The sequence below is a fragment of the Vibrio ziniensis genome (assembly GCF_011064285.1).
Taxonomy (GTDB): domain Bacteria; phylum Pseudomonadota; class Gammaproteobacteria; order Enterobacterales; family Vibrionaceae; genus Vibrio; species Vibrio ziniensis.
In genome coordinates, this window is sequence record NZ_CP049332.1 from 350,348 (window position 1) to 362,900 (window position 12,553).

Below are 12,553 nucleotides of genomic sequence, written 5' to 3' on the forward strand. Positions count from 1 at the left end.
ACATAATACATATATTGTTATGCTTTGTTTTGTTCCAGTTGCAATAGTTTCTCTTTGGTTTCCACTCCGCCCGCATACCCCGTTAGCTTACCGTTTTTACCAATCACTCGGTGACACGGCACTATGATGGATATCGGGTTTTTCCCGTTAGCTAAGCCGACTGCTCGCACTGCTTTGGGATTGCCAATTTCATCCGCCAGTTGTTGATAACTCCAAGTCTCACCGTAAGGGATACGACACAACGCCTGCCAAACTGCCTGCTGAAAATCGGTCCCCTTTGCGGCTAATGGCATATCAAACTGGGTACGTTGACCTGAGAAATATTCTTCTAGCTGACTCTTAGTCTGATTCAAAATCTCATGGGTTTCAGTGTAAGTACCCAACTCTTTGGGCTGTGTTGTTTGTGTTTCAAACCAAGCGCCAAGCAATCCTTTATCGTTTGCTTGAAGAGTCATTTGCCCGTATGGGCACTGGAAAAAAGTGTAGTAATTCATGTTATTGGTTCCAACAGTGGAAAGTCGCATAGCTACCCCATGGCGCTACTTTTTGTTTATTCAATTGTGGGTAACCGACGAGGGCTTTCTTAACCACCAGATCGGTGTCCAGAAAACAGTCGCTATCTGATAAGCCTCTTAGACGTGCGTAGTTCACCGTCCAAGGCCCGACGCCTTTTAAGTTAAGCCATTGATCAACATCTTCATCAAAATGCTCGAGCATATATTGAGCAAACCGGCTCAACGTATCTTTGCGACTTTGTGGCATACGTAAAAATGACAGATCTGCCTTTGCCACCTGCTCAGGCGAAGGAAATGACACATCTTCTCTCAGCGGAGTGAGTGTTTCTGTCAGTAGATTAAGCTGCCCTATCGCCGCTTTAATCGATACCTGCTGTCCTAATATCGCTCTCACCCCCGCTTCCCAAGCATTCCATACACCAGGTATACGAATTCCAGAGGTTTTTACTAAACCCGGAGCAGCTTGTTCCAATTGATTTTCTACCGCAACGATATCGACGTCTAAATCGAACAATCGTCTTAGTTTAACCACCAACTGGCGTAAATCAGCCATCGACTCTAACTCAAACTCAATATCTAAATGAGTATTGGAGTTCTTACTGGCTTTAAACCAACCTTTGCCTTGGCTTAATCCAACGTATCGAGCATAGCTGTTGTCATCAACTGTCTCGAGCCCGTGAATCGCTCTTAGCCGATAAAACGCCAGCATATGTGACCAATCAAAAGGCCCTCGGTAAGCCAAAGACAACTGATTCTTTGCCGTCACTTGAACTTGCTCTTTGCGCACTTGAGAAGGCGTTAATTGTAACACCTTCTGAAAAGCGTCATTAAAACGCCGTGTGCTATTAAATCCACAGGCAAAACCAATATCTGTGATCGCCATTTGGCTATTGTGGAGAAGCTGCTTAGCAAACATAAGCTGATGATATTGAGCGTATTGCTTCGGCGACATGCCAAGGTGAGTTTGAAATAGCTGACGTAGATAACGGTCGGAAATACCAAGTCGATTTGCAAGATCGCTGAGTGAATGGCTTTGCAACTGGCCGCTGTCAATCATCGACAGGGCGCGAATAAACGTCGTCTCAACCCCTTTCCACGCCCAAGAGCTAGGCGCACTGTCTGGTCTGCAACGCAAACAGGGGCGATAACCTGCTTGAAGTGCTTGAGCTTGGTTTAAGAAGTATTCGACATTCTCTTCTTTTGGAAGATTGGCAGGGCAGATAGGACGACAGAATATGCCGGTTGTCTTTACCGCCACATAAAACTGCCCGTCAAAACGTGCATCTCGGCTTAGGCGTGCTTTTTGACACTGCTCATGAGTGAGTATAGCTTCCGCTTGAATCGCCATGGTCTATCCTTAAACGATGAAATTGACTTTAGTTTACGTTGCTTGCACGATAACACTAGCCATTTTCGGAACTAAATGATTGCCAAAGCTCAAACTGATGCTAATTTAACGCCAAAGTTCATTCGAATTTTTCAAACAACAAAATCAACCAATCTAGATTATCAATTCTTCATTCGTCTTCTAAACTTTATTCCAACAGTAACAGACAACATCAAAACTTATTCGAAAGTTTTGAATTTTGAGGAATCTAAATATGTCAGCTCTTAAAAAACTCCTAGCATCAAATGTAGGTTTTGCTCCACTCGCTTTGCGTCTTCCTATCAGTATCATTTTTATGGCGCACGGTTCTCAGAAACTTTTTGGCTGGTTTGGCGGCTACGGTCTTCAAGGCACTGGTCAATGGATGGCATCAATTGGTCTAGAACCAGGCGTGCTGATGGCATTCCTAGCAGGTAGCGGTGAATTCTTCGGTGGTCTATTCATCCTAATCGGTTTACTAACTCGTCCAGCAGCAGCGGTTCTTGCTTTCACTATGGTAGTAGCAATCCTAAGCACACACATTAGCAATGGTTTGTTCCTGTCTAACGGTGGTTACGAGTTTGGTCTTGCGCTTCTTGCAGCAGCTGTTTCCCTCGCTATCTCAGGTGCAGGTAAGCTAAGTGTGGATAACATTCTAAGCAAATCAAAATAATTGGTTTCTTTATCTTAAAATAAAGGGAAGATCGAAAAGGCGAGCAGATTCTCGCCTTTTACTTTTTTGCCTGACTTATTCGTGTTTTTTTAATTATAAATTCGCTTCACCGGCACGCTGAATACTGTACGCTGTAAGAGGGTCGATTTTCTTCACTAGCTCTTCGACATGCCCTATCGCTTCTATAGTCGAGCTATTTTTACGATAGCTGAGAAATACCGGTCTATGCCACTCTTCAACACCCGGTACAAGATACAGTTCACCAGAGGCAATAAATGGCTCGACAATCGACGTTGGCAGATAAGCACTACCACCTTTCTCCAAAATGAAGTCTAAGGCAATACGCGCCGTTGAGGTGCGTAAAAAAGGTGCTGGCGCTTTGGGGTGTCTATCAGCATGCTCTGCGGCAAATCGAGAACCCCAATCAACGTAAACATAGCGATTCTGAAATACCGACTCTAATGTGTCATCTTGGGTAGAGACAAGCACTAGCACCAGATCTGCCACTTTCTTGCAATTAAGCTCTTCGGCTTTAATCTGATCAAAGGCAAACGCCATATCTAGAGTACGCTCTAACAGTTGTCGGCTTAATTGCTCACGCCCCATGACTTCCGCCATGAACGCATAACCACTAAACGCATCGGTCACCACGCTCAAGCAGTTTTGTAAATACGCATCCCATACGTTTGGTGTGCCACCAATCGTCAGTTGTAATGCTTGACCATTTTCCAAAGAAAGTTCAAATTTAGCCTGCTGCAAAGTAGTCACCATCACCTCTGCATAACTAACCAAACGTTCCCCTGCTGACGTCAACTTAATGTTGTTACGATCACGAGTGAAAAGCTGCGTGTCAAAATAGCTTTCTAGTTGTTTAATACGTGCACTTACAGCCGCTTGAGTTAAATATAGGTTTTCAGCAGCACGACCAAAATGGCGTACCTGAGCCAACTCAAGAAAAGTACGAAAGACTTTTACGTCCATATAGAATCCTCTGAATTTACAGTCGAAGATTAACAAGGAAGTACAATTATGACGATAAAAAATTTTTGTTTTTCTTTTATATAATTTGCGCCTAACTTTCGCGGTGAACCAAAGCTACATAGTAGCAGCTCATATTTACACGAGGTTGATATGTTTGAGACTGCATTTCGTACAGGTAAAAAACGTTTTTACGACACGAAAAAGTTCCCACGCGGATTCGCGAAATCCGGTGATTTCACTCTTGCAGAAGAGGATATTCTTACACTTTATGGTGAAACTCTAAACGGCTTGGAAGCTGGTACTCTGCAACCTGAAAACGCTGAAGAACAACAATTTCTAAAAGTGTTGGAGAACCCAGATCTAGCATCAAGCAAAATCGAAAAAGCATGGTTGAAATACGTGCGTTTGGCTCGCGGTCGTAAACGCTTCCATACATTAAATGGTCGCAATAAACTTGACGCATCATCAGACGATTACACTGATACTGATGACGAGCCGACCTTAACCGAAGAAGGTTAATAGAAAGCTTCAGCACACCCTCGTGCTGAAGCTGTCGGTATAAAGGCGATATGCTCGCCTTAATGCTTGTTTTTGTTCAATAACACCGTTCTCAATATTGAGCTTACAGCTTTACTACGCAAAGCTCAGAAGCTTTTAGGTACCCCCTATTTCACCACAGCGTGACGACCATAAGTTCAAGCACATAAATTTCTATGCTAAGCGACCACCGCTATCTATTTTTTGGCTACTCTATTTAGCCAGCATAGAAACTTTCTTTAAAAAGGTGTCCTTTAAGTGCTCTTGATCATACTCGAGATGGTAGGTATTGTGGAATCCCACTTTAAGCTCAACGCCATTTCCACGTAGATAAATACTGTATCCATCGTAGTCTGAAAAAGCCTCTACACCCTCATAGATTTTGCCATGCTCGGTCGGTGTACCGTGTTCTATAATTGCCTCGTAGGCATGTAAGATTTTGGTTGGATCAAGTTCGTTTTTCATTTGTTCACTCCTTAATCTCTCCTTGCACATTAATTATGGGTAACGAACATTCTCTTCGCCAATTGGCTATGCGCTACGAATCAAAAATTCACTTAATTTTAAATGTGAATTTTGTCGTTCTACTTTTACGTACTCAGCCATTAACAAAGCTTAGATTGGGTTTAAATCCACATTTTTCGGCTTCACAAGGTTACATACAGGGTCATACAACGAAAGTTTGACATAAAACAATGGCAGATACTGAAAACTTATTTTATAATGCAAATTAATAAAACAACCCAAAGTGTTTAAAGCAATGTTGCAATGAAATGGCAACATTTTCAGACAGTCAAATGTCACTTTACACATCGAGGCGAGAAGACAATTACCAATATTAAGGGCGGAACATGAGACTTATCCCACTGAACAACAAAGCACAGGTCGGCAAATGGGCTGCGGCGCACATTGTTAAGCGTATCAATGCATTCAAACCTACTGCAGAGCGTCCGTTTGTTCTAGGTCTACCAACAGGTAGTACTCCACTTGAAACTTACAAAGCGCTAATTGAGCTTTACAACGCAGGTGAAGTGAGCTTCAAGCATGTTGTGACTTTCAACATGGATGAGTACGTAGGTCTACCAGCTGATCACCCTGAATCTTACCGTACATTCATGTACACCAATTTCTTTAACCATGTAGATATCCAAGAGCAAAACATCAACTTGCTTGACGGCATGTCTGAAGATCACGACGCTGTGTGTAAGCGCTATGAAGAGAAAATCAAGTCTTACGGAAAAATCAACCTATTCATGGGTGGCGTAGGTAACGATGGTCACATAGCATTTAACGAACCAGCATCGTCACTATCGTCACGCACTCGCATCAAAACACTGACTGAAGATACACGTATCGCGAACTCTCGTTTCTTTGGTGGAGATGTTAGCCAAGTACCAAAATACGCACTAACTATCGGTGTGGGTACCCTGCTGGATGCAGAAGAGCTTCTTATCCTTGCTATCGGTCACAACAAAGCGCTTGCTGTTGAAGCGGCAGTTGAAGGTTGTGTTAACCATCTTTGGACAGTAAGTGCTCTGCAGCTACATCCAAAAGCAATCATCGTATGTGATGATCCGGCAACTCAAGAGTTGAAAGTGAAAACCGTTCGTTACTTTAACGAACTAGAAGCAGAAAACATTAAAGGCTTCTAAGCTTCGATATGGCAATAAAAAGGCCCAGAGATTACCGCTGGGCCTTTTCGTATTACTAGGAATGTTTATCCATCGCCGTATGGCTAAAATCAGGCTTCACTGATAATTCTTGATTTCTATTCTCTGTGTCTTCATCAGTTTGGTCAGGAAAGTGCAGCTCAAATTCATCAAAATCATCCATCTCAGCTAACTCTTCACGCAATGTCTCGCTCGCATTTTCAGTAATCTCGCTATCATCCAGCACTTCACCTTTCATTGGTACCGGGATTTGGCGTTTATACAATTTGTTTAAAGCGCGAATAATTGAATGCTTGTTTACCTTACCCGTTGCGATTTTCTTTTGTAGTGGCCTTGCTAATGCTTGTAAACCCACAACTGAGTTAACACCCATGTTACTACCGACTTTATCACGCAATATTTTTGCTGGTTCATAACCAAAGTGAGCCGAAAGATACAACCAGATATAAGCAATCGAGTTACCGTTGGAACCTTTATCTACCCATGCTTCTGCTGCATGATACATCGCCTCTGCATGCCCTTTTTCTGATGCACGCTCTAACCAATAACAACCTTTTTCATAGTTTACCGGAACCCCAACACCTCTTAAGTAGTTGATTCCAAGTTTCATCATACCGTCAAGGCTGTTTCTTTTTGCAGCTTTCGAATACCAGTAAGTAGAGTCACCTGGCGATGGGGAAAGGTTATCTTTAGAAATACACCAATCACCCATAAAAATGATCGCTTCAATGTATTTGCGCTCGGCAGCTTCCTGAATTAAGCCGAGACCTTTAACTACATTGACTTCGGTCCCCCGTCCAAATACCAATGATTGACCTGTTTCGAATTTTGCTTGTAGATCCCCTTCAAGCCCTTTTATAAACATTTCCCAAAATTGACTTTTTGAACGCAGAATCATGTCATCACGCATTCTTTTACAAATTCGCACAACTCCATGCATGCCGTTGATATTGTCAAGCAGAGCCGCTTTTTCATACCAAAAAAGAGCCTCACGTAGGTTGCCTCTTTCAGACTCTTTAGCCATATAGAGTATTGTCGGAATATGCCCTGATTCAGCTTTAAATAGGCGTTCCTGGCGTTCTTCTTCTCTCGTGCGCTCTAATGCTCGACGATAAGCTTCCTCACGCTCTTTTCTTTCTTCTTCCAACCGTTTTTTTCTGACAGAGAGAGAAACCATCCAAATAAAGATAACAATGAATGATAAGCCCAATGCACCAATGGCCATCCCAATAATATCCATAAGATCTCTATTACTATTATTCCAATAAGACTCTGTACATCTTTAGCGGCAGAATCCCAATTATTTGTAGATTTTGTTCACTTTTTTCAAACATCAAATACCGTATCTATAATGTTGAATAAAGCTCATTATTAAACAATACGTCACTATGGCTGAATTCATTTCGCTTAATCATATACATTATTATCGCAGCAACTTGCTGGAAAAGATGTAAGTAGCTGATCAGAAATTAATTATGAGATCTCTCAGTGATCACTTTTGGAACAAGCATCACATGAAAAAATTAAGTAAATAGTTCCACTGAATTGATTTTTCAACAAAAAAAACGCAGTGACGATGCACTACGATTTTTCTAAATGATTCAGAAGAACTTGCTAAAATTACTTACGCCCTAATCCCATGATGACAGGTTTTAATCCTTGCGGCGTGTTCAACTCAAAAGCAATTCGCGTTTCAATATCAGTAAAGCCAGCTTTGTCGAGTGTTCTTTCAATGTCTACTTGGCTTAAACCATATTCAGGATCCGAATCATCCACTAGCCAATCCCAATGAACAAATAAACCATTTTCTTCTAGCAGAGAATGAATAATGATCGCAACTTCCTGAAAATCTGACACAAAACCGCATACTGAAGATGCAACAACTAAATCGAATTGTTTGCGAAACGCTGGATGCTGGGCAACCAAACCACGAGTTAAGTGGTCGACGACAGGCTCAACATTTTTTAACTCTTTTTTATCAAGTTCTTCAATCATAGCTTCGGAGCCATCTAAAGCGACGATATCTTTTGCCAGTGGAGAAATCCGTTGAGTTAGCAAACCTGTACCACAACCGAAATCAAGTACATGCATCCCTTCTACGCTTGTAAGTTGTTGAAGTTGTTGGAATACGTTTTGTGCAAAAACGGTTGTCGATTCGTCTTTTTCCCAGTTAGCTGCGTATTCGTCCCAATCATGTGCCATCATGGCCTCCGTGTTACTTCGTGTATTCGGCAATTACGTCAAGATTAAACCAAAATGAGGTGTAGTTCCTAGCGTTAGAGTGCAATCTTATTGAAGAAATTGACATTCTTCCGCAATTCTTGTTTTGCACAACTATTTTTGCCTCAATAAAACAAAAAGTAGCGGAAACATCAGTGACATAGAATTCCATGAGCTGTTGATAGGCAGCTTGATCGTTTTTGTATATGATTCCTTAACTTTCATCCGTTTGAGCACATTATGAATTTGTCGCAAATTGAAGCTTTTTGTACCATCGCTGATACAGGATCTGTCTCAGAGGCTGCGCGACAGTTAGAGTGCAATCGAACAAAATTAAGCATGGCCCTTAAAGCGTTCGAAAAAGAACTTGGTGTTGAGTTATTCCAACGCTCAGGCAACAACGTCACGCTTTCGGAAGCTGGGAAAGCAATTTATAAAGACTGTGAGAGTATACTTATCACAGCCACACGTATTCGGCGCACATGCTCCCAAGTTTCAAGTGAATTCGCTGCTGAAATGTGGATAGCACGTGATGACTCTTTACCAGATTCACTTTGGCAAGACCTTGCTCATAAATTGAATAACTTATTCCCGAACACTTCTTTCAACCTCTTTCTCGCTTCCAGCGGTGACTTGGCTAACATGGTCGCTACTCAGCAGGTCGACTTTGCTTTTGGCGTTGACTACGAGCGCTTAGATGATCCTCGCATCACCTATCAACCTCTGGGTAAAATTCGAATGATGTCCGTGTGCAAAGCGACACATCCTCTCGCTAAACTCAAACGTGTGGCTGATGAAGAGCTTCGTAAATCGATGCAGGCCGTAATGGTCTATCTGAATGAGAAAGATAACCCTAGCCTTGAGCCATTCTCTCGTCGCTATATTGGCTTCTCTAGCTTCGAATACATTCTCAATACTATTTTGACTGAAAACGCTTGGGGCGTACTGCCGGAACCACTTATTCGCCATTATCTCCGTGAGCAACGTCTATCTGTTATCAAACACACCTATGGATTGACCCAAGAAGACTACTGTATGTTTACTACCTCTGGTATTGCCGAAAACCCAGCGATGGTCTGGCTAGCCGATAAAATCAGTGATTATCTGTTTGATTTCTAGTCGCTATGTAACTAAATCAGTCAGTGTCAACATTTATGACACCAGAAGAATTAAATAACTATATGATTAATATTATTAAAATTTAAAAGGTTATTTTTTACACTAGCTATAAATCAAATAGCCATTGTAAATGCCTATTTAAAAGCCAAAATATCAGCAGATTTTCAACTGGTATTTCCTAAATGTGTGCTAAAACAAACTTCAACGAAAAACGTATTCTAACGCTTTCAGCCCTTATTTCTTCTGGCTTTGCTATGGGTGGTTTAATTGTTGGCTTATTGGTTAGTTCACTCGTTATCCTATTTGACGGCATGTATTCACTAGTCAGTTTACTGTTAACTATTTTGTCGCTAATGGCTTCTCGATACATCCAGAAACCGTCAGATGATGAATTCCAGTTCGGTCGTGCGGCCCTGGAACCAGCAGTGATCGCCATCAAAGGTGCTGTAATTTTAGCACTTGTATGTTCTTCGTTGTACAACGCCGTTGTCGCGATGTTTACTGGTGGTCGTGAAGTTGACGTTTCAATTGCTACGCTATTCGGTATTGTAAACGTGATTGGTTGTGGTATCGCATGGTTCTACATGACCAAGTTGAACAAACGAACGTCTTCTGACTTAATCGATGCTGAAGTCAAACAGTGGAAAATGGATACTTTGCTAAGTGTGGTCGTTACCGTTGGATTCATCTCAGCATGGTTACTGACACTATCACCACTGGCTGAATATGCAATTTATACTGACCCTGTAATGATGTTGGCAATGTCTTTCTACTTCTTGAAAGTGCCATTCGAAATGTTGAAATCGTCATTACGTGAGATTTTCATGATGGCACCAAGTGAAGACATTTGTAACACAGTAGACCAAGGTGTTATCGCTGCAGGTGAAGAATCTGAACAGTGGGTGGAACTTGCTGCGGTAACTAAGATTGGTCGCGAATTATGGGTTGACGTGGATATCAAAGCGGAAGATAACGTGATTGCCGTACAGGATATTGAACATACACGTCGTACATTACATAAGAAGTTATCGAAACTGCCGTTTAATCTTCAGTTAAGTGTAAACATCGCTACCTAGAATAGAACTTAAAAAGAACCCTCGCCGATAGTGAGGGTTCTTTTTATCAACGCTAATTTCCCGTCAAACTAAGCTTCTTTTCCACTACTCAGCTTTTTATGGCCAACGGTCACCACACTTGACGCGGATTTATTTTTACTACGGGTAACCCACCAACAGAGCAAAGAGCCAATAGTCACCATCACAACACCCTGCCAGAAAGATGTCCCTAGAACGACGCCTAATATGGTTGAGGAAAACAAAGTAGAGAATATAGGGGTAAAGTAAGACAAAGTAGCAAGTAGCATCATATTTCCACGCAGAATCGCCACGTTCCATAGTGCATAGCCACTGCCCATCACAATGCCAGTTAGCACCAAATACAATGTTGATGGCACTGTAAACTGCAAAATACCTTCATCACTTAGCGCATATTTCAGCCAAAGGGATATTGCGGTCATAATAAAAAACACCGTAATCGCGTTTTGTCCATTGGCTAAAGTCTTGGTTACATTGCAGTAAACCGCCCAAATAATTGCGCCGATAAAAGCCATCGAATAGGTCACAGGGTTTGTTGCTACATTCGCCGCGATTGTCGAAACGGAAAGGCCTTGATCCCCTGTGATAGTCCAAGCTACGCCGACAAATGCTAAAGCGACACTTGGATAAACAAAGACATTAACGTTTTTTCGACTCGTCAGTACTGCGAGTAATACCGTTAATGCAGGCCACAAATAGTTCACTACAGCCATTTGCAACGCTTGATGTCGATCATTTGCCATGCCAAGCGCGAGCGCGAAACAAATCTCATAACTGACGAATAGCCCCCCACCAATCACAAGATACTTGAGTGAGAAGTTTTTAAGCTTTGGTATACCCAAAACCAGCATTAAAAACACGGAGGCCGCCGTATAGATAAGCGCTGCGCCACCAATTGGACCAAATTGCTCAGCGACAGTGCGAGTTAACCCCATTAAACATGCCCACAACAGAATTGCAGCGATACCAAACAGAGTATGTTTATGACGAGACAAAGCCTTTCTCCAAATACAACAGAAGCCTGCACTGTAATTCAAATACTAACGGGAGAGAAGATAACAATTATTATGTCAATTCAAGCAATCGTAAGCCCTAGATTAATAGCAAATATAAATCAACCAGTTAGTCAACATTCAACTTGCGAATAATTCGGGCAGGAGTACCTCCAACTAAGGTGTCTGCTGGCACGTCTTCATTGACAACAGAGTTTGCAGCAATCACTGAGCGCGCACCAATGGTCACACCTTGGTTGATAACCACATTGCCACCAACCCAAACATCATCTTCAACCACAATAGGTTTGCAAACCGTTTCCCATCGTCTTCTTGCTTTATAATCCAAAGGATGAGTCGGTGTATAGAACTGGGCGTTTGGACCAATCAACACGTTATTACCAATAGTAATGGGTGCATTGTCCAACATGACGACATTCATATTGATGAAGGTTTCTTCACCAATAGTAATTGTTTTACCAAATTCGCAGTGAAAAGGTGGCTGAACAAGACTTCGGCCAATTTTGCCAAACAGCTTCACCAGCAAAGCCTGACGCTGTTCTTCATCAATACACTGATTAATGTCCAGTTTAAGCTGCGCTGCTGTTCTGCGAAGCTCAACGATCTCCGAGTCAAATCCATCAAAATCGAGACCATTCATCATCTTTTCTATTTCTGTCATTATTTACTGCCTATGTATTTGATGAAGGGAAGTGGAATCTTAAACTTTTTTGCGCAGATAAAAACAGTAAAAAAGTAACGGTTTATTTTCCTCTATTGAGGGTCTAGTGCAGGGAAATTGCCGTCAACCATTGGCGAAGATAAACACCGCCTTCTGGAGTAAGGGTCCACACCAGAAAAATGACATGCAAAGCCATCACAATGAAAAACAATAGCTGAAAAATAAAAGATTTGGGATGTAGATTAAACGAGTACTGCCCGATAACTGCACCCGGCCATCCGCCTAAAAGAGAGAGAAATAACAGTGCGGATTTGCTTGTCACCGGATTGGTACGTTTCTCATTACGCTTATCAAACAGATAAACAACAAACACAATCGCAGTCGCAACTAGATAGTAGTAAACAATAAACAAAGGGTACTTCCAAAAGTAGACACAGCCACCTAAAGTTGCAGCAAACCAAACCACGATGAGCGTGGACCAAGGAAATGCTCGTGTTCCTTCTACATGAGTTGCTCTTCGGTTGCCATTCTCATCTTGTGTAATAACGAAGCGAACAGACTGTTTTATTTCACCCAAATTTACTGAATTTTTAACGTCAGAGACCAAAAATTTGATTCTTAATGCCCCTGAATCGGGAATGATATAGCCATAGCCTCGATCTAGATACCATTCCGAAATTGTCCCTTTTAACGCCATGATTACC

Annotated in this window: 14 protein-coding genes; 5 read left to right on the forward strand and 9 right to left on the reverse strand. The window is 41.9% G+C overall.

Going from position 1 to position 12,553, the window contains the following annotated elements; all coding sequences use genetic code 11:
- Nucleotides 1-17: 17 nt before the first annotated feature.
- Together G5S32_RS16590 and G5S32_RS16595 are read right to left on the reverse strand one after the other, a co-directional pair.
- On the reverse strand, nucleotides 18-494 hold the full coding sequence (locus tag G5S32_RS16590) for a methylated-DNA--[protein]-cysteine S-methyltransferase (protein ID WP_165313237.1): 477 nt from the start codon (nucleotides 492-494) through the stop codon (nucleotides 18-20).
- Nucleotide 495: 1 nt separating this feature from the next.
- Nucleotides 496-1,863: a DNA-3-methyladenine glycosylase 2 family protein gene (locus tag G5S32_RS16595; RefSeq protein ID WP_165313239.1), complete on the reverse strand. Its 1,368-nt coding sequence runs from the start codon at nucleotides 1,861-1,863 to the stop codon at nucleotides 496-498.
- Between the two features lie 253 nt (nucleotides 1,864-2,116).
- Here G5S32_RS16595 and G5S32_RS16600 point away from each other — a divergent pair, with 253 nt between their 5' ends.
- Nucleotides 2,117-2,554, forward strand: coding sequence for a DoxX family protein (locus G5S32_RS16600; protein ID WP_165313240.1), 438 nt, complete (start codon nucleotides 2,117-2,119; stop codon nucleotides 2,552-2,554).
- A gap of 93 nt (nucleotides 2,555-2,647) precedes the next feature.
- Here G5S32_RS16600 and G5S32_RS16605 read toward each other — a convergent pair whose 3' ends face one another.
- Nucleotides 2,648-3,535 (reverse strand): LysR family transcriptional regulator, encoded by an 888-nt coding sequence (locus G5S32_RS16605; RefSeq protein ID WP_165313241.1) that lies wholly within the window; start codon nucleotides 3,533-3,535, stop codon nucleotides 2,648-2,650.
- A gap of 150 nt (nucleotides 3,536-3,685) precedes the next feature.
- Here G5S32_RS16605 and G5S32_RS16610 point away from each other — a divergent pair, with 150 nt between their 5' ends.
- Complete coding sequence (locus tag G5S32_RS16610; protein ID WP_165313242.1) at nucleotides 3,686-4,054, forward strand: MaoP family protein; 369 nt, start codon at nucleotides 3,686-3,688, stop codon at nucleotides 4,052-4,054.
- 231 nt (nucleotides 4,055-4,285) lie between these two features.
- Here G5S32_RS16610 and G5S32_RS16615 read toward each other — a convergent pair whose 3' ends face one another.
- Nucleotides 4,286-4,537: a DUF3081 domain-containing protein gene (locus G5S32_RS16615; protein WP_165313243.1), complete on the reverse strand. Its 252-nt coding sequence runs from the start codon at nucleotides 4,535-4,537 to the stop codon at nucleotides 4,286-4,288.
- 386 nt (nucleotides 4,538-4,923) lie between these two features.
- On the opposite strand from G5S32_RS16615, the gene nagB reads away from it, so the two are divergent.
- On the forward strand, nucleotides 4,924-5,724 hold the full coding sequence (nagB, locus tag G5S32_RS16620) for a glucosamine-6-phosphate deaminase (RefSeq protein ID WP_165313244.1): 801 nt from the start codon (nucleotides 4,924-4,926) through the stop codon (nucleotides 5,722-5,724).
- 55 nt (nucleotides 5,725-5,779) lie between these two features.
- Here the strand turns inward: nagB and G5S32_RS16625 are convergent, their stop codons facing one another.
- Nucleotides 5,780-6,982, reverse strand: a complete 1,203-nt coding sequence (locus G5S32_RS16625) for a tetratricopeptide repeat protein (RefSeq protein WP_165313245.1) — start codon at nucleotides 6,980-6,982, stop codon at nucleotides 5,780-5,782.
- Between the two features lie 380 nt (nucleotides 6,983-7,362).
- Nucleotides 7,363-7,944, reverse strand: a complete 582-nt coding sequence (locus G5S32_RS16630) for a class I SAM-dependent DNA methyltransferase (protein WP_165313246.1) — start codon at nucleotides 7,942-7,944, stop codon at nucleotides 7,363-7,365.
- Between the two features lie 258 nt (nucleotides 7,945-8,202).
- Here G5S32_RS16630 and G5S32_RS16635 point away from each other — a divergent pair, with 258 nt between their 5' ends.
- Together G5S32_RS16635 and G5S32_RS16640 are read left to right on the forward strand one after the other, a co-directional pair.
- The gene (locus G5S32_RS16635) at nucleotides 8,203-9,081 is read left to right on the forward strand and encodes a LysR family transcriptional regulator (RefSeq protein WP_165313247.1); all 879 of its coding nucleotides are present in this window, start codon (nucleotides 8,203-8,205) and stop codon (nucleotides 9,079-9,081) included.
- Between the two features lie 182 nt (nucleotides 9,082-9,263).
- A complete protein-coding gene (locus G5S32_RS16640) occupies nucleotides 9,264-10,157 on the forward strand; it encodes a cation diffusion facilitator family transporter (protein WP_165313249.1) in 894 nt (297 codons plus the stop codon).
- A gap of 68 nt (nucleotides 10,158-10,225) precedes the next feature.
- Here the strand turns inward: G5S32_RS16640 and yddG are convergent, their stop codons facing one another.
- The 3 genes from yddG to G5S32_RS16655 form a co-directional block, all read right to left on the reverse strand.
- Nucleotides 10,226-11,170 (reverse strand): aromatic amino acid DMT transporter YddG, encoded by a 945-nt coding sequence (gene yddG / locus G5S32_RS16645; protein ID WP_165313251.1) that lies wholly within the window; start codon nucleotides 11,168-11,170, stop codon nucleotides 10,226-10,228.
- Nucleotides 11,171-11,297: 127 nt separating this feature from the next.
- Entirely contained in the window at nucleotides 11,298-11,849 is a 552-nt protein-coding gene (locus G5S32_RS16650) for a sugar O-acetyltransferase (RefSeq protein WP_165313253.1), read from the reverse strand.
- A 103-nt stretch (nucleotides 11,850-11,952) separates the two neighbouring features.
- Complete coding sequence (locus G5S32_RS16655) at nucleotides 11,953-12,546, reverse strand: DUF1294 domain-containing protein (RefSeq protein WP_165313255.1); 594 nt, start codon at nucleotides 12,544-12,546, stop codon at nucleotides 11,953-11,955.
- Nucleotides 12,547-12,553: the final 7 nt, after the last annotated feature.

Excerpts from the sequence above, each read along its gene's own strand:
- G5S32_RS16590 (WP_165313237.1), bottom strand. The coding sequence starts at position 494 with ATGAATTACTACACTTTTTTCCAGTGCCCATACGGGCAAATGACTCTT.
- G5S32_RS16635 (WP_165313247.1), top strand. The coding sequence starts at position 8,203 with ATGAATTTGTCGCAAATTGAAGCTTTTTGTACCATCGCTGATACAGGA.
- nagB (WP_165313244.1), top strand. The coding sequence starts at position 4,924 with ATGAGACTTATCCCACTGAACAACAAAGCACAGGTCGGCAAATGGGCT.
- G5S32_RS16625 (WP_165313245.1), bottom strand. The coding sequence starts at position 6,982 with ATGGATATTATTGGGATGGCCATTGGTGCATTGGGCTTATCATTCATT.
- G5S32_RS16650 (WP_165313253.1), bottom strand. The coding sequence starts at position 11,849 with ATGACAGAAATAGAAAAGATGATGAATGGTCTCGATTTTGATGGATTT.
- G5S32_RS16615 (WP_165313243.1), bottom strand. The coding sequence starts at position 4,537 with ATGAAAAACGAACTTGATCCAACCAAAATCTTACATGCCTACGAGGCA.
- G5S32_RS16605 (WP_165313241.1), bottom strand. The coding sequence starts at position 3,535 with ATGGACGTAAAAGTCTTTCGTACTTTTCTTGAGTTGGCTCAGGTACGC.
- G5S32_RS16640 (WP_165313249.1), top strand. The coding sequence starts at position 9,264 with ATGTGTGCTAAAACAAACTTCAACGAAAAACGTATTCTAACGCTTTCA.
- G5S32_RS16610 (WP_165313242.1), top strand. The coding sequence starts at position 3,686 with ATGTTTGAGACTGCATTTCGTACAGGTAAAAAACGTTTTTACGACACG.
- G5S32_RS16630 (WP_165313246.1), bottom strand. The coding sequence starts at position 7,944 with ATGGCACATGATTGGGACGAATACGCAGCTAACTGGGAAAAAGACGAA.
- G5S32_RS16595 (WP_165313239.1), bottom strand. The coding sequence starts at position 1,863 with ATGGCGATTCAAGCGGAAGCTATACTCACTCATGAGCAGTGTCAAAAA.
- G5S32_RS16600 (WP_165313240.1), top strand. The coding sequence starts at position 2,117 with ATGTCAGCTCTTAAAAAACTCCTAGCATCAAATGTAGGTTTTGCTCCA.
- G5S32_RS16655 (WP_165313255.1), bottom strand. The coding sequence starts at position 12,546 with ATGGCGTTAAAAGGGACAATTTCGGAATGGTATCTAGATCGAGGCTAT.